This window comes from Lentzea sp. NPDC092896, from assembly GCF_044754905.1.
GTDB lineage: Bacteria > Actinomycetota > Actinomycetes > Mycobacteriales > Pseudonocardiaceae > Lentzea.
The window spans coordinates 98,273-113,312 of record NZ_JBIVPX010000011.1 but is presented as its reverse complement, the minus strand read 5'-3'; the positions used below and the strand labels follow the sequence as shown (position 1 = coordinate 113,312).

Genomic DNA, 15,040 nt, shown 5'->3' with positions numbered 1-15,040 from the left:
TGCGGATCACCAGCCGAGTGCACGACGTCTCGTCTCCTCGTCGTCCGGTCCGGCGACGTGGCCGTCCGGTCGGATCAGCAGGCCGTCCCGGACCGTGAAGCCAGGGCCCGCCGTGCGCGATCCTTCGACCAGCACGCCGCCGTTCTCGTAGGCGAACGGCGTGAAGAGCTTGCCCGAGTCGATGCCCTCGCCGGACTCCAGCGCTCGCCGCCGGCGGGCTCGTTCTTCCGGGGTGCCCGGGACGAGGAAACGCATGGTGTCACCGGTGATGCGGAGGTTCTCGTCGGCGGCGGCACCGCGTTCGGCGTCGTAGGAGGCGAGCAGGTTCGGACCTGCCTCGCCGGACCGGTCGGCGGCGATCTTCCAGGCCGCGTTGTCGGCGTCGCAGATGCCCGAGTTCAGGCCGCGGGCGCCGAACGGGCTCATCACGTGTGCGGCGTCGCCGGCGAGCAGGACTCCCCCTGATCGCAGAGTCGCGGCTTTGCGCTGGTGGAAGCGGTAGGTGGACTGCCAGACGATCTCGTACGGCCGGTCACCGACGATCGCGCGGACGTGGTCGTCGGTGAGCTGGACGTCCTCGGCGACCTGCCAGTCGATCCGCCAGACGCCCTTCGGTTGCGGGTGCAGGAGGACCTGCCTGCCCGGATTCCAGGGCGGGTCGAAGTAGAAACGGCGTTCGGGCGTCTCGAAGTCCAGGTCGACGCGGACGTCGGCGATGATGAACCTGTCGTCGAACGAGAAGCCCTCGAACGGGATGTCCAGGAGCTGCCGGACCGTCGAGTGCACGCCGTCCGCCGCGATGCAGTGACTCGCCCTGATTCCGTCCTTTGTGGACACTCCGTCGTCGTCCTGCACGAGGCTTTCCAGCGCGTGCCCGTAACGGAGTTCGATGAGCGGTTCGGCGCGGACCCGTTCCTCCAGCAACTGCTCGACGACGGTCTGCGGGGTGTTCACGAACGGCGGGAAACCCTTGGCCTGTGGAAAGGTCAGGGTCAGGACCTCGCGGTCGCGGTGGTAGGTGCGGCCGGTGTACCAGGTGACGCCCGCGTCGGCGACGGCCTGCCCGACGCCGATCCGTTCGAGGATCTCCAGCACGTCGCGCTGGACGCAGATCGAACGACTGCCCGTCTGCGCGCGCCTCGGTTCCTTCTCCAGGACGACGCTCGGCACACCGGCTCGCGCGAGGAACAGCGCGGCGGCGAGGCCGACCGGTCCGGCACCCACCACCAGGACCGTCACTGCAGGGCGTCCCAGACGGCGCGGTCGCGTTCGGCGGTCCAGATCTCCGGCCAGTCCCTGCCGTCGCACTCGTCCCAGTAGCGCTTCACGTCGAACGGCAGGCAGTGCTCGAAGATCGGCCAGCGCCCGTAGCGGTCCACGAGGGTCTTGTGCGCCAGTTCGAAGGCCTGCTTGAGCGTGCCACCCTCGGCGTGGACCCCGCCGACCGTGCGGCGCAGTTCGTTGAGGAAGTGCCTGCTCTGGTTGATGGCGGCCTCGACCTCGTACCGGTCACGGGCGACCTTGCCGCGCCCGCCGACCAGCACCTCGGCGCCCAGCTCCTCGATCTCGTCCAAAGTGGACGTCGCCCACTCGTCGTGGAACGCGTCACCGGTGTAGAGCGCGGCCTGCGACTCGACCAGGTCCCCGGCGAACAGGATGCGCTGCTGCGGCAGCCAAGCCACGATGTCGCCCGCGGTGTGCCCGCGCCCGAGGAACTGCAGCACCAGGTCGCCGCGCTCGTCGCCGAGCGGGATCGTCATGCGGTCGGAGAACGTGAGTGTCGGCCACGTCAGCCCGGGGATCTCCTCCGGCGACTCGAAGAGCCGCGGCATGCGGCCGAACTCGCTCTCCCAGTCCTGCTGCCCGCGTTCGGCGATCAGCACCCGGGTCATCTCGTGCGCGACGATCTCCTGGGCGTCGAACGCGCTGGCCCCGAGCGTGCGCACGGCGTGGTAGTGGCTGAGCACGAGGTACCGGACCGGCTTCTTGGTGTGCTTGCGCAGCTGTGTCAGCCACCGTCGCGCGGCCGCGGGTGTGGCCCGCGCCTCGAAGCAGATCAGGAAGTCCTCGGCCTCGATGGCCGCGACGTTGGGGTCGCCTTCGGCGGTCAGGGTGTAGACGCCGTCGGCGAGTTCGACGAAGACCTCGTCCTTGGGGGCGAGGTCGGCGCTGGAGGCAAAAGGCTTTTTGGCCATGCCTCCACCGTGTCAGGACGCCTTCACGATCGGCAACCGCAAAGCGGCTGGAGCTTGATCGGGAACCGCCGGGTTCTTCGGCTTCGTCGGATTGATCCTGCGGTAGGGCAGGCTCTGCTCCGGCCGCTGGTCCTGCTCGCCCTTGTTCGGCCACAGCGAGAACGCCCGCTCGGCCTGCGCGGTGATCGTGAGGCTCGGGTTCACCCCGAGGTTGGCGCTGATCGCCGCACCGTCCACAACGGACAGTCCGGGGTAGTTGAAGACCCGGTGGTACGGGTCGATCACGCCCTGCTCCTCGTCGCTCGCGATCGCGCAGCCGCCGATGAAGTGCGCGGTCAGCGGGATGTTGAACAGCTCGCCCCACGTACCGCCGGCCATGCCGTCGATGTGCTTGGCCGCCAGCAGGTTCGCCTCGTGACCGGCCGGGATGAACGCCGGGTTCGGGTCGCCGTGCCCCTGCTTGCTGGTGAGCTTGCCGCGTTTGAGGAACGTGGTGATGGAGTTGTCGAGGCTCTGCATGACCAGCAGGATCACGGTCCGCTCGCTCCACCGGTGCACGCTGAGCAGCCGCAGGAGCCGGAGCGGGTGCCTGACGGCCTGCTTGATGAACTGCAACCACCGCGGGGTGCTCAGCGCGCCGTCCGTGGCGAGGGTCTGCAGCATGCCCATGGCGTTGCTGCCCTTGCCGTACCGGACGGGTTCGATGTGCGTGATCTCGTCGGGGTGGATGGAGCTCGTGATCGCGACGCCCTGCGTGAAGTCGGTGTCCGGGTCGACCGTGTAGCGCGCGGCCCCGATGATCGACTCGGAGTTGGTGCGGGTGAGCTCGCCGAGCTTGGCCGAGATCCTCGGCAACGTCGTGGCCTTCGCCTTGTGCAGGAGCTGCTGGGTGCCCCAGGTGCCGGCGGCGATCACGACCTGGTCGGCGGTGAAGGTGGCCTTGGCCTTGCCGCCGGTCATCCTGGTGTCGATGGTCCAGGTGCCGTCGTTCTCGTTGAGCTGCGTGACCGTGGTCAGCGGGAAGACCTTCGCGCCGAGCTTCTCCGCGAGGTAGAGGTAGTTCTTGACCAGGGTGTTCTTCGCGCCGACCCGGCAGCCCGACATGCAGCTGCCGCACTCGGTGCACCCGGTGCGTTCCGGCCCGGCGCCCCCGAAGTAGGGGTCTGCGGCCTTCTTCCCCGGCTCGCCGAAGAACACGCCGACGGGCGTCGCGTGGTAGCTGTCCTCGACCCCCATGTCCTTCGCGACCTTCTGCATGACGACGTCGCTCGGGGTCGTCGTGGGGTTCGTGACGACGCCCAGCATCCGGCTCGCCTGGTCGTAGAACGGCTCCAGCTCGTCCTGCCAGTCGGTGATGTGCGCCCACTGCCGGTCCTCGTAGAACGGCTTGAGCGGCCGGTACAGCGTGTTCGCGTACACGAGGCTGCCGCCACCGACGCCCGCACCGGCGAGCACCATGACGTTGCGCAGCAGGTGGATGCGCTGAATGCCGAAGCACTTGAGCTGCGGCGCCCACAGGTACCTGCGGAGGTTCCAGCTGGTCTTGGCGAACTCGTCGTCGGCGAACCGGCGCCCCGCCTCCAGGACGGCGACGCGGTAGCCCTTCTCGGTCAGGCGGAGCGCGGCCACGCTTCCGCCGAACCCGGAGCCGACGATGACGACATCGAAGTTACCGGCGAGTTCACCCATGAACCGGAGAGTAGGCGTTACTTCCGGTAACGCCTAGTCCCCGATCGGTTCAGACGGGCGAGAAACGAGGCAACCGGACGGCCGTGCCGGGTGCGCGGGCAGGCGCACCCATCGGCTCAGAGCACCAGACCCTCGATCACCCACACCATGAACGCCACGGCCAGCGCCGTGATCACCAGCCCGCCGCAGACGAACAGGGTCAGCATCTTCCAGCCGATGCCGCCTACTCGCTCGTCCTCCTCGGGCACTTCCTCCAACTCGAACTCTTGGACTTCGGCGTCCGGGTCGATCGTGTCCACATCACTGTTCTTGCCGTCGCCGAACAAGGCATCCAATTCCACGCACAAGAGGACGCGCGGAGTAGTCGTTCGGTTGCAAGATCAGCTCTGTGCCCAGGCTGCGATCGGGAGGCTGAGGTAAACGCCCACTTCAGCGAGGCCACAAGCGTCGACGACGGCCTTGCAGAGGTCGTCGACGCGATCTTGGCGGTTGGCGGCACGGCTCTCGAACCACTTCGAGCGGACCTCGACAACGATGTCCATGCCGCTGACGTCGAACGAGCCGCGCGGGCGGAAGCGCAGTTCCACGTCGCCGGGCTGGAGGTCGCCGTCGTAGGGCTCTTCCGGGCACTCGACCGCCACCGAGACGGCGTGCGGGAGCATTGCCGCCAGTTCCTTCAGCACTGCGTGGGGGACGTGGGGTGCGTAGGTGATCTCGACGAGCGGCACGGCGTCCAGCAAAGCAGAGGGGCGCGTCCCGGCTGGAACGCGCCCCTCGACCAGTTGATCTCTAGCCGCGGATGGTCAGGCCGACCTTCTGGAACTCCTTGAGGTCCGAGTAGCCGGTCTTGGCCATGGCCCGCTTGAGGGCACCGAACAGGTTCGTCACGCCGCGCGGGTCGGCGGACGGGCCGAACAGCAGCTTGCGCAGGTCGAGCTCCTGGTCCACCGCCTCGGCGACGAGGCTGCGCGGCACGGACGGGTGCGCGGACGACGCCGTCCAGTACAGGCCCTGGCCCGGTGCCTCGGTCGCGGCGGCCAGCGGCTCGCCGAGCATCACGGCGTCGGCACCGCAGGCGATGGACTTCGCCACGTCGCCCGACGTCGTGACGCCGCCGTCCGCGATGACGTGCACGTAGCGGCCGCCGGTCTCGTCGAGGTAGTCGCGGCGCGCGGCCGCGGCGTCGGCGATCGCGGTGGCCATCGGCACGCCGATGCCCAGGACCGAGTCGGTGGTGGTGACGCCGGGCGTGTAGCCGTAGCCGACGATCACGCCCGCCGCACCGGTGCGCATGAGGTGCATGGCGGTGCGGTAGTCGCCGACACCGCCGGCGATCACCGGGATGTCGAGATCCGCGATGAACGACTTCAGGTTCAGCGGCTCGCCGTCACGCGACACGTGCTCGGCCGAGATGATCGTGCCCTGCACGACCAGGATCTCGACGCCGGCGGCCAGCAGGTCCGGGGTCAGCTCGGCAGCGCGCTGCGGGCTGACGCGGACCGCGACCGTGACGCCCGACTCGCGGATCTGCTTGACCGCCTCGGCGATCAGGTCCATCCGCAGCGGGGCGGAGTGCAGCTCCTGCAGGACCTTCACGGCCGCCGCCGGGTCGTCGCTGTCCTCGGTCGCCTGGACCAAGCGGAACAGCGCCTCGTCCACGTCGCCGTGGCGGGCCCAGAGGCCCTCGGCGTTGAGCACACCGAGGCCGCCGAGCTCGCCGACCGCGACCGCCGTGCCCGGCGACACGATGGCGTCGGTCGGGTGGGTGATCAGCGGGATGTCGAAGCGGTAGGCATCGATCTGCCACGTCGTGGAGACGTCCTTCGACGACCTCGTCCGACGCGACGGGATGATCTCGATGTCGTCCAGCTCGTAGGCCCGCCTCGCGGTCCGGCCCATCCCGATCTCGACCAGATCGCGCACCTGATTGTTCCCTTCCAAAGCTCGTTGAACTGCCCGGGAGACCCTAACGGGTGGTGTAGTTCGGGGCCTCGACGGTCATCGTGATGTCGTGCGGGTGGCTTTCCTTCAGGCCCGCCGCGGTGATGCGCACGAGCTGCTGGTTCTGCAGCTCGGCGATCGTGTGGGAGCCCGTGTAGCCCATCGCCGCGCGCAGGCCGCCGTTGAGCTGGTGCACGACCTGCGACAACGGGCCGCGGAACGGCGTGCGGCCCTCGATGCCCTCGGGGACGAGCTTGTCCTCGTTGAGCACGTCGTCCTGGAAGTAGCGGTCCTTCGAGAACGACTTGTTCTCGCCACGGGACTGCATCGCGGCCAGCGAGCCCATGCCGCGGTAGGTCTTGAACTGCTTGCCGTTGACCAGGATCAGGTCGCCGGGCGCCTCCTGGGTGCCCGCGAGCAGCGAACCGAGCATCACGGCGGACGCGCCGGCCGCGATGGCCTTGGCGATGTCGCCGGAGTACTGGATGCCGCCGTCACCGATCACCGGCACGCCGGCCGGGGTGCAGGCCAGCGCCGCCTCGTAGATCGCGGAGATCTGCGGCACGCCGACACCGGCGACGACGCGCGTGGTGCAGATCGAGCCGGGACCGACACCGACCTTCACGCCGTCCGCGCCCGCGTCCACCAGTGCCTGGGCACCGGCCCGCGTCGCGACGTTGCCGCCGACGACGTCCGTCGAGTCGCCGAGCTCCTTCTTGATGCGGGCGACCATCTCCAGCACGCCGCGCGAGTGGCCGTGCGCCGTGTCGACCATCAGCACGTCGACGCCGGCCTCGGCGAGCGTCATCGCGCGGACGAACGAGTCCTCGCCCACACCGACCGCGGCGGCGCACAGCAGGCGGCCGTCCGGGTCCTTGGTGGCCATCGGGTACTGCTCGGTCTTGACGAAGTCCTTGACCGTGATGAGGCCCTTGAGCTTGCCGTCGCCGTCGACGATCGGCAGCTTCTCGACCTTGTGGCGACGCAGCAGGCCGAGCGCGGCCTCCGCGGACACGCCCACCTGGGCCGTGACGAGCGGGCCCTTGGTCATGACCTCGATCACACGCTTGGAGTGGTCGAGCTCGAACCGCATGTCGCGGTTCGTGATGATGCCCACGAGCTTGTTGTTCTCGTCGGTCACCGGCACGCCGGAGATGCGGTAGCGGGCGCACAGCGCGTCCACCTCGGCCAGCGTGGCCTCGGGCGAGCACGTGACCGGGTCGGTGACCATGCCGGCCTCTGACCGCTTGACGGTCTCGGCCTGGCGGGCCTGGTCCTCGATGCTCAGGTTGCGGTGCAGCACGCCGATGCCGCCCTGACGTGCCATCGAGATCGCCATCCGGCCCTCGGTGACCGTGTCCATCGCGGCGCTGGCCAGCGGAATCTTGAGGGAGATGTTGCGCGAGATCCTGGTGCTCGTGTCGACGCCACTCGGAACGACGTCGGACTCGGCAGGCAGCAGGAGCACGTCGTCGAAGGTCAGTCCCAGCATGGCGAACTTCTGCGGGACTCCATCAGCGTTGAGCTCGCTGGTCATAGCGGGTGACATGCCTTCCGTCGTGCGGTCTGCGCTCTGCCTGCCCTTTTGGGGTCCTGCGTGTCCAGTTTCCGCAGGCGGAGGCGGTGCGACCCATGGTATCTGGACGACCGAGGGGGTACGGCGGGTACCGTGCGGGGTCGTGCCGCACGACGCGTTGCCACCAGACCCCTTCGCGGGTGACCCAGAAGACCCCGCACTCTCCCTGGGCGAACCGCACCACGACCATCCCCCGATGGATGACGACGAGCGAACAGAGCTGGTCAGCGACCTGAGCGACCTCGCCGTCTACCAAGCGCTGCTGGAACACAGAGGCGTGCGCGGCATCGTCGTGGACTGCGGCGAGTGCGAGGAACCGCACTATCACGACTGGGCACTGTTGCGAGCCTCACTCGAACAACTCCTCGCCGACGGCCGCATGCGCCCGCACGAGCCGGCCTTCGACCCGAACCCCGGCGCCTACGTCAGCTGGGAGTACTGCCGGGGATACGCCGACGGCGTGACGGCCACCGAGTCGGCCCGCTGACCGCTGGACCGGTCACATTCCACCTGACGTGTGAACGCCTGAGCATGTGAACGGCCCCTGACCTCGAAAGATCAGGGGCCGTTCACAGTGCGTCTCAGTTGGAGCCGGTCGTCTGCCCGACGGTCTCACCGTTGGTTCCGGTGCCAGTGGAACCCGTCTCCCCGGTGCCGGGGTCCGGCGGCGGAGGAGGCGGCGGGTTCTCCTCGCCGTTCGACGTCGGCGGCGCCGGAGTCTCCGACGAGGGCGGCGTGGACGGCTGGGTGGTCGACGGCTCGCTCGACGGCTGCGTCGAGGACGGCGTCGTGGGCTCCGACGACCTGGTCGGCTTCGTCGGCTTCGGGTTCGTCGTGGACGGCGGCGTCGAGGTGTTGGTGTCGAGCTCCTTCTCGAGCTCCTTGTGCTTCTCCTCGAGCTTCTGCTTGCCGTCGGCCGTGGACACCGACTCGAGGCTGGCGCCGACCTTGTTCAGCTTCTCGCGGGCCTCGTCGACCTTGCCCTCGCGCAACGCCAGGCGTGCGGCGTCGAGGTCGGTGTTGATGATGGCCGCTGCCTCGATCGACTTCGCGTGCTCGGAGTACAGCACTCGCGTGAGACCCCAGAGCGCGTCGCCGGGCTGGGCGTCACGGGCGACGAGGCTCACGCCGGTGAAGGCGATGGCCAGGACCGCCGCGGCGCTCGCCAGCGGGATCAGGAAGCGGTGCCTGCTCACCGGCTGCGGACGGGCAGCCTGGATCGTGGCGATGGCGGTGTCGGTGTCGACGAGCTCGCCGAACGGCTCGGTCTCCACCTCGTTGCGCCATGCGAGCAGCAACGCGTTCAGCTCGTCGTCGACCAGGTTGCCGGCCGCGCCCGGTGTCGCCGACCCCAGCGCGTCGAGCAGCCTGTCATCGGCCTGTACAGCCGAAAGATCATCTGCGACGGGTTCGTGCGGGGCTCTATCGTCCTGTCCGCGCACTTCCTCGTCGTCCTTCCCGTGTTCGTCGGCCACTCAGACCACCTCCTCCGCTGCCAGCGACTTGCGCAGTCGGGCCAGCGCACGGTGTTGCGCCACCCGAACAGCACCCGGAGTCGAACCAACCGCCTCGGCAGTTTCCTCGGCGGACAGCCCGACCACCACCCTCAACAGCAGGATCTCCCGCTGCTTCTCCGGCAGGACGCGCAGTAGGACGGCCATCCGGTCGGAGAGTTCGCCCTGCATCGCCCGCTGCTCCGGACCAGCTTCGGTCTCCGGCGCGTCGGGAACTTCGGGAACGGGCTCGGAGCGGTTCCTGGCGGCAGACCGATGTGCATCGGCGACCTTGTGCGCCGCGATCCCGTACACGAACGCGAGGAAGGGCCGACCCTGATCGCGGTAGCTGGGCAATGCCGTGAGCACCGCGAGACACACCTCCTGGGCCACATCGTCCGCCGAAGCGAAGCTTCGCTCCTGCCTTCCAACTCTGGCGCGGCAGTACCGCACCACAAGAGGACGAATGGAGGCCAGCAGGCGTTCGATCGCCTGGCGGTCGCCGTCGACGGCCGCGCCCACTTCGGCGTCCAGTCCGTCCCCCAAGTTGGTCATCGCAGACAACAGCCCTGGTGTTACTTGTTGGCGTACCGACACAGAACAACACGAGTCACTCACAGCGACTCGTTACAGCGCCTTCACCGTACCGGTCTTCAGGCCTTCTGTTCATAGGTGGGGTATGGACACCCCGCGTGAACAGCAGACACGCCCGAACGGCTGACAGCCCGGCGACATTGTCACCGGGCTGGGCTAATTGCGCGACCTGAAAGATCACCGGCCGCACGAGTGAGCCCTCTCACGCCACCGGCCCCGCTTCCCCACATGCGGCATATGAGGACGCGGGGCCGGTGCGGCGAGAGCGACTACTGAACGAGGCCTCGCCGGAAGCCGTGCGCGACCGCCTGAGCGCGGTCACGAACACCGAGCTTGCGGAAGAGACGACGGGCGTGCGTCTTCACCGTGTCCTCCGACAGGTAGAGCTCGCGGCCGATCTGGCCGTTGCTCTTGCCCTGGCTCATGCCACGCAGCACCTGGAGCTCACGCTCCGTGAGCTGCACGCCGGGGTCGGAGGGCTGACGAGGCGCCGGCACCGAGGTGCTGGCGAGCGTGTGCGCGAGGGCCGCCACAAGCTCGGGACGCGACGCGTCCCACCTCAGATAGCCACGAGCACCGCCGGCGATCGCCGCGGCGATGCTTCCGGCGTCGTCGGGGGCTCCGAAGACGATGACGTTTGCCTGCGGATTCGCGGAGACGAGCCGACGGGTAGCTTCAACCCCGGTCGGGACAGCGCGCTGAGTTCCCACCAGCACGACGTCGACCGGCTGCCTTGAAAAGCGAGCCAACAACTCGTCACCGTGCGCTACGCAGTCGATGCGGCTAACCCCGGGGACAGCCGACATCACGCGGGTGAGACCCTCCCGCACACTGCGCCGGTCGTCGCAAATAAGGACCGTGGTCACGGGGACTCCTTTCCTGCAGCCGAGTGACGTTCCATCTCCCCTATCGGACGCTGGCGGCCCAACCTTGACACGATCCGGTGCTTAATCCGTCAAGAAGTTCATCTGAGGGTCTGCGTTCGGGGGTTCCCCGGAACGGAGCAGCCCGGTGGGCACCCACGGGGACTCAAGGGCGACCTGTCGGCTGACGGCATCAGCTCTGCGTAACACGCAGCTCAGGGCCTCCGTCGCCCGGTCGATGGCGACTGCGCCCACCGTGGGGGCATGGCCCACCAGGACAAGAGCGCTCGGCCAGATCAACGGATGAAGCCCCTTCGCGGCGCTGTGATTTAGCTCACACTCGACCAGTTCAACCCCGCGGTTCAGGCCGTCGGGTGTCCCCCACACGACCAACGAGGTGCCCAGAACGAGTGCCGACTTGAGCTCGTGCCGGAGCGCCTTTCTGCTCGTCGCCACGCCGTACGCCGCCTCGGCTGGTGCCACCGCGGCCTCCGCGTGGCCGGAGGCCAGCTCGATCTCGGCGGTCACCCAGCCCCTGCGGACCTCACTCCTCCACGAGTGCGTCTCAACTCGTGCGAGCAACCCGCGGGCCTCTCCCAGGCGTTGAGCACCCAGCGAATCGGCCGCGAGACCGAGCAGGGCGTCCGTCCTGGCACCTGCGGCGTCGATCCCGTCCTGGTCGTCGCGGTCCGCTGACTGGACGCGGGAGAGCGCCGCGCCGTCGAGCCGACGAGCGAGGTGATGGGCCCCTAGCTGACGGTGGTGCGACGCGCGAGTCGAGAGGGAGAGGGACGCGATCACCGGGTCGGGGTCGTGACGGAGCGCGTCCAACGTGGTGGCTGCCGCCGCGTAGTGCCCCTGACCACCGAGAACGACCGCGGCGAGCCACCGGGACCGTGAATCGGGCGCCGAGAGTGCGGACCAGACGTCGAGATCGGGTGAATCACCGAACGCGGCCCGGCGCAGCTCCTCTTCGATCACGGTGACGGAGTCTGTCAGGTGACCGCGGCCTCAACGGCCTCGACGGCGGCGGCGAGATCCTCGACCCGTTCCGCCGGAGACGTCACCACGCCCCGCCGCCAGCCGGGCCCGCCGACGAACAACCTCACCTGTTGCCGGGTGCGCGGCAAAGCGGTGATCACCCCCGGATCGGCGTAGCGCGGCAACTGCGCCCACAGCACCACCGCGGCGGGCGCGGTACGGCGTACAGCGGCCGCCAACGCGTCCACGGGCAACGCCGCCCCGAGCTGCCGGACGACGACGCCTCGGTGCGCCAGCTCCGCTGCCAACGGGTAGAGGGGAAGGTTGTGTCGCTCCTCCGGCATGCACGCCAGCAGCACGGGCCGATGGTTGCGTCCGGACGTGACGAGCGGTGTCGCGCGCACGAACGCCGCGAGCACGCACTCGTTCAACAGGTGCTCGACCTCGACGCCGGCACCGGAGAGCTGCCACCGCGCGGCGACGGCCGTCAGCACCGGCCGCACGACCTCGTTCCAGGTGGTGATCACGCCGTCGGACGCCAGCGAGTCGGCGAGCATCCCCTGGACGGCGATGGAGTCCATCGCGACCGCCGCGCGACCCAATCCGCGCGCCAATCGAGACGCTCCCGGCAATTTCAGTCCACGTCCACCCGATGGTGCGACGGGAACCACTCCGTGTGTCATCGACGATTTCGAGTCGAGCGCGAAACGGGCCGCTTCCGCAGACGACGCGCCACGAAGAAGAGCGCGTTGCATCAATTCGAGCCGGGCCACGTCCGGGGGCCCGTATTTCCGGTGCCGCCCCACGGTGTGGCCGGTCGGCCCCAGCCCGTAGCGGCGGTCCCAGGTGCGAAGGGTGGCGGGTGCCACGCCGAGTCGCCTGGCCACCGCGGCCACTGAGAGAAGGGGCTCACTCGTGTGACTCCCGGCAGAGGTGTGCTCCGGCGGTGTCATCACGAGAGCCATGTTCCGTTCACCTCATCCGGGCGGCAACTCCGGGCGGTGAGTGATCGAACACGCGTGCCGTCACCCATCAGTTGATAAGGGTCTTCAGCCTCTTGAACAAGTTTTGACGCGGTTCTACGGTGGATCATCGTTAAGCCGAATGGAGCAGTCGTCACGGAGGCGGTCTCGATGGCGGACACCCGAAGGCTCCCCGGTCCCAACGCAGACCTGTGGGACTGGCAGATGCGCGGTTCGTGCCGGGGCATGGACAGCGCGTTCTTCTTCCACCCCGACGGTGAACGGGGCCCGGCGAGATCTCGGCGGGAAGCTCGCGCCAAGGCCGTCTGCCTCGCCTGCCCGGTGTTGGAGATGTGTCGCAGGCACGCGCTCGCGGTGCAGGAACCGTATGGAATCTGGGGCGGGCTCTCGGAATCGGAGCGCGACCACATCATCAAGGCACGAAAGCGACAATTGGCAATTGTGTAGACGATAAAACCGGGGCGGCACCAAACGAAATGGTGCCGCCCCGGTTTTATTTGAGCTCGAACTTCAGCCCTCGAACCTCAACCGCGAGTTCGCGCCGGTCGTCCGGTCACCCTCTCGGGCCGAAATCGGCGGAGCCCATTTCGGTGCGAGCGAGTCGGCCGGACGGCCGGCTTCCCGGCGAACTCGCCGCCGTCTGCGCGGCAGCGGCGAGAGACTCAGTGGCCGTGCCCGTGGCCGTGGCCGTGTCCGGCCGCGGAGGAAGCGGGCTCGTCCGCCTTCTTCTCGACGATGGCGCTCTCGGTCGTGAGCACCATGCGCGCGATGGAGGCGGCGTTCGCCACGGCGGAACGCGTGACCTTGACCGGGTCGATGATGCCCTGCTCGAGCAGGTCACCGAACTCCAGCGAGGCTGCGTTGATGCCGAAGCCCCACTCGCCCTCGCGGACCTTGTTCACCACGACGGCGCCTTCGAGGCCGGCGTTCGCGGCGATCCAGAACAGCGGCGCGGACAGGGCCTTCGCGACGAGCGCGACACCCGTGGCCTCGTCACCCGACAGGCCGAGGCCACCGTCGAGCACCTTGGCGCCGTGCACGAGAGCGGAGCCACCGCCGGGGACGATGCCCTCCTCGACCGCGGCCTTGGTAGCGGCGACCGCGTCCTCGATGCGGTGCTTGCGCTCCTTGAGCTCGGTCTCGGTGGCGGCGCCGACCTTGATCACGGCGATGCCGCCGGAGAGCTTCGCGAGGCGCTCCTGGAGCTTCTCGCGGTCCCAGTCGGAGTCCGTGTTCTCGATCTCGCGACGCAGCTGCTCCGAACGACCGGCGATGTCGGCCTTGGTGCCGCCACCGTCGACGATCGTGGTGTCGTCCTTGGTCACGACGACGCGGCGGGCGGTGCCCAGCTGCTCCAGCGTGGTCTCGGACAGCTTGAGGCCGATCTCCGAGGAGACCACCTCGCCGCCGGTGACGACCGCGAGGTCGTCCAGGAACGCCTTGCGGCGGTCACCGAAGAACGGCGCCTTCACGGCGACGACCTTCAGGGTCTTGCGGACGGCGTTGACCACCAGCGTGGACAGGGCCTCGCCCTCGACGTCCTCGGCGATGATCAGGAGCGGCTTGCCGGACTCCGCGACCTTCTCGAGGATCGGGAGGACGTCGGCCAGCGCCGAGATCTTCTCGCGGTGCAGCAGGATGCGGACGTCTTCGTAGACGGCCTCCTGCGCCTCGAGGTCGGTCGAGAAGTGCGTCGACACGTAGCCCTTGTCGAACTGCACGCCCTCGGTGATGACCAGCTCGGTCGCGAGCGTGGACGACTCCTCGACGGTGATGACACCGTCCTCGCCGACGCGCTCGATGGCCTCGCCGAGCAGGGCGCCGATGGACTCGTCACGCGAGGAGACGGTGCCGACCTGCGCGATGTTCTCGCGGCCCTTGACCGGGGTGGCCTTGGCCTTGAGCGCGTCCACGACGGCGTCGGCGGCGGCCTGGATGCCACGGCCGAGCGCGGTCGGGTTCGCACCTGCGGCGATGTTGCGCAGGCCTTCCTTGACCAGCGCCTGCGCCAGCACGGTGGCGGTGGTGGTGCCGTCACCCGCGACGTCGTTGGTCTTGGTGGCGACCGACTTGGCGAGCTGCGCGCCGAGGTTCTCGAACGGGTCGTCCAGCTCGATCTCACGAGCGATGGTCACACCGTCGTTGGTGACCGTGGGGCCACCGAACTTCTTGTCGAGCACGACGTGCCGCCCACGCGGGCCAAGGGTGACCTTGACCGTGTCGGCGAGCTTGTTGACGCCGCGCTCGAGGGCCCGACGAGCGTCCTCGTCGAAGCTGATCTGCTTGGGCATTGAACTCAAAGCCTCTCTGGGTAGCGAAACGCCCCGGACACCCCGGATGGGGCGCCGGGGCGTCAGGCATGACAGCCGAGCGTCGACTAGTTGACGACGGCCAGCACGTCGCGAGCGGAGAGGATCAAGTACTCCTCGCCGTTGTACTTGACCTCGGTGCCGCCGTACTTCGAGTAGATGACGACGTCGCCGACAGCGACGTCCAGCGGGACGCGGTTGCCCTTGTCGTCGATGCGGCCGGGGCCCACCGCGAGGACCTTGCCCTCCTGGGGCTTCTCCTTCGCGGTGTCCGGGATCACGAGGCCGGAGGCGGTCGTCGTCTCGGCCTCGGAGGCCTGGACAACGATCTTGTCCTCAAGCGGCTTGATGTTCACGCTCACCGGGATGACCTCCACGGGTCGTTGGCAGGTTCGTTTGTTTAACGGCTCCTGCCA

Annotated in this window: 16 protein-coding genes; 2 read left to right on the top strand and 14 right to left on the bottom strand. The window is 68.6% G+C overall.

Annotation, left to right across the window (positions count from 1 at the left end; genetic code table 11):
• Positions 1-6 precede the first annotated feature (6 nt).
• The 7 genes from ACIQF0_RS39570 to guaB all read right to left on the bottom strand — a co-directional run bounded on the left by ACIQF0_RS39570 (position 7) and on the right by guaB (position 7,362).
• Positions 7-1,239 carry an FAD-dependent monooxygenase gene (locus ACIQF0_RS39570; protein WP_401038725.1) on the bottom strand — a complete coding sequence of 411 codons (1,233 nt, stop codon included), beginning with the start codon at positions 1,237-1,239 and terminating at the stop codon, positions 7-9.
• A complete protein-coding gene (locus ACIQF0_RS39565; protein ID WP_360048273.1) occupies positions 1,236-2,195 on the bottom strand; it encodes an MBL fold metallo-hydrolase in 960 nt (319 codons plus the stop codon). The genes ACIQF0_RS39570 and ACIQF0_RS39565 overlap by 4 nt, the downstream gene beginning before the upstream one ends.
• Before the next feature lie 12 nt (positions 2,196-2,207).
• A complete protein-coding gene (locus ACIQF0_RS39560) occupies positions 2,208-3,884 on the bottom strand; it encodes a GMC family oxidoreductase (RefSeq protein WP_360048275.1) in 1,677 nt (558 codons plus the stop codon).
• A 116-nt stretch (positions 3,885-4,000) separates the two neighbouring features.
• Positions 4,001-4,225: a hypothetical protein gene (locus ACIQF0_RS39555; protein WP_360048278.1), complete on the bottom strand. Its 225-nt coding sequence runs from the start codon at positions 4,223-4,225 to the stop codon at positions 4,001-4,003.
• Between the two features lie 39 nt (positions 4,226-4,264).
• Positions 4,265-4,612, bottom strand: a complete 348-nt coding sequence (locus ACIQF0_RS39550) for a hypothetical protein (protein WP_401038721.1) — start codon at positions 4,610-4,612, stop codon at positions 4,265-4,267.
• Between the two features lie 61 nt (positions 4,613-4,673).
• On the bottom strand, positions 4,674-5,807 hold the full coding sequence (locus tag ACIQF0_RS39545) for a GuaB3 family IMP dehydrogenase-related protein (protein ID WP_360048281.1): 1,134 nt from the start codon (positions 5,805-5,807) through the stop codon (positions 4,674-4,676).
• Positions 5,808-5,850: 43 nt separating this feature from the next.
• The gene (gene guaB, locus ACIQF0_RS39540; protein WP_360048283.1) at positions 5,851-7,362 is read right to left on the bottom strand and encodes an IMP dehydrogenase; all 1,512 of its coding nucleotides are present in this window, start codon (positions 7,360-7,362) and stop codon (positions 5,851-5,853) included.
• A 142-nt stretch (positions 7,363-7,504) separates the two neighbouring features.
• Here guaB and ACIQF0_RS39535 point away from each other — a divergent pair, with 142 nt between their 5' ends.
• Positions 7,505-7,888 carry a DUF5319 domain-containing protein gene (locus ACIQF0_RS39535; RefSeq protein ID WP_245821845.1) on the top strand — a complete coding sequence of 128 codons (384 nt, stop codon included), beginning with the start codon at positions 7,505-7,507 and terminating at the stop codon, positions 7,886-7,888.
• Between the two features lie 94 nt (positions 7,889-7,982).
• On the opposite strand, the gene ACIQF0_RS39530 is transcribed toward ACIQF0_RS39535, so the two are convergent.
• The 5 genes from ACIQF0_RS39530 to ACIQF0_RS39510 all read right to left on the bottom strand — a co-directional run bounded on the left by ACIQF0_RS39530 (position 7,983) and on the right by ACIQF0_RS39510 (position 12,285).
• Positions 7,983-8,876, bottom strand: a complete 894-nt coding sequence (locus ACIQF0_RS39530) for an anti-sigma-D factor RsdA (RefSeq protein ID WP_360048286.1) — start codon at positions 8,874-8,876, stop codon at positions 7,983-7,985.
• Complete coding sequence (locus ACIQF0_RS39525) at positions 8,877-9,449, bottom strand: sigma-70 family RNA polymerase sigma factor (protein ID WP_030471987.1); 573 nt, start codon at positions 9,447-9,449, stop codon at positions 8,877-8,879. It lies immediately after the preceding gene.
• 308 nt (positions 9,450-9,757) lie between these two features.
• On the bottom strand, positions 9,758-10,354 hold the full coding sequence (locus ACIQF0_RS39520; RefSeq protein ID WP_030471988.1) for a response regulator transcription factor: 597 nt from the start codon (positions 10,352-10,354) through the stop codon (positions 9,758-9,760).
• A gap of 81 nt (positions 10,355-10,435) precedes the next feature.
• Entirely contained in the window at positions 10,436-11,332 is an 897-nt protein-coding gene (locus ACIQF0_RS39515; RefSeq protein ID WP_401038717.1) for a hypothetical protein, read from the bottom strand.
• A gap of 14 nt (positions 11,333-11,346) precedes the next feature.
• A complete protein-coding gene (locus tag ACIQF0_RS39510; protein WP_401039139.1) occupies positions 11,347-12,285 on the bottom strand; it encodes a MerR family transcriptional regulator in 939 nt (312 codons plus the stop codon).
• A 180-nt stretch (positions 12,286-12,465) separates the two neighbouring features.
• Between ACIQF0_RS39510 and ACIQF0_RS39505 the strand changes: the two genes are divergently transcribed.
• Positions 12,466-12,762, top strand: coding sequence for a WhiB family transcriptional regulator (locus tag ACIQF0_RS39505; RefSeq protein WP_086663892.1), 297 nt, complete (start codon positions 12,466-12,468; stop codon positions 12,760-12,762).
• Positions 12,763-12,977: 215 nt separating this feature from the next.
• On the opposite strand, the gene groL is transcribed toward ACIQF0_RS39505, so the two are convergent.
• Both groL and groES read right to left on the bottom strand, forming a co-directional pair.
• The gene (groL, locus tag ACIQF0_RS39500) at positions 12,978-14,606 is read right to left on the bottom strand and encodes a chaperonin GroEL (RefSeq protein ID WP_401038714.1); all 1,629 of its coding nucleotides are present in this window, start codon (positions 14,604-14,606) and stop codon (positions 12,978-12,980) included.
• An 86-nt stretch (positions 14,607-14,692) separates the two neighbouring features.
• Entirely contained in the window at positions 14,693-14,986 is a 294-nt protein-coding gene (groES, locus tag ACIQF0_RS39495) for a co-chaperone GroES (RefSeq protein ID WP_030478362.1), read from the bottom strand.
• Positions 14,987-15,040 lie beyond the last annotated feature (54 nt).

What these genes read in the sequence shown, in the direction of transcription:
- guaB (WP_360048283.1), bottom strand. Translation starts at nt 7,362, where the DNA reads ATGACCAGCGAGCTCAACGCTGATGGAGTCCCGCAGAAGTTCGCCATG.
- groL (WP_401038714.1), bottom strand. Translation starts at nt 14,606, where the DNA reads ATGCCCAAGCAGATCAGCTTCGACGAGGACGCTCGTCGGGCCCTCGAG.
- ACIQF0_RS39560 (WP_360048275.1), bottom strand. Translation starts at nt 3,884, where the DNA reads ATGGGTGAACTCGCCGGTAACTTCGATGTCGTCATCGTCGGCTCCGGG.
- ACIQF0_RS39510 (WP_401039139.1), bottom strand. Translation starts at nt 12,285, where the DNA reads ATGACACCGCCGGAGCACACCTCTGCCGGGAGTCACACGAGTGAGCCC.
- ACIQF0_RS39505 (WP_086663892.1), top strand. Translation starts at nt 12,466, where the DNA reads ATGGCGGACACCCGAAGGCTCCCCGGTCCCAACGCAGACCTGTGGGAC.
- ACIQF0_RS39525 (WP_030471987.1), bottom strand. Translation starts at nt 9,449, where the DNA reads ATGACCAACTTGGGGGACGGACTGGACGCCGAAGTGGGCGCGGCCGTC.
- ACIQF0_RS39565 (WP_360048273.1), bottom strand. Translation starts at nt 2,195, where the DNA reads ATGGCCAAAAAGCCTTTTGCCTCCAGCGCCGACCTCGCCCCCAAGGAC.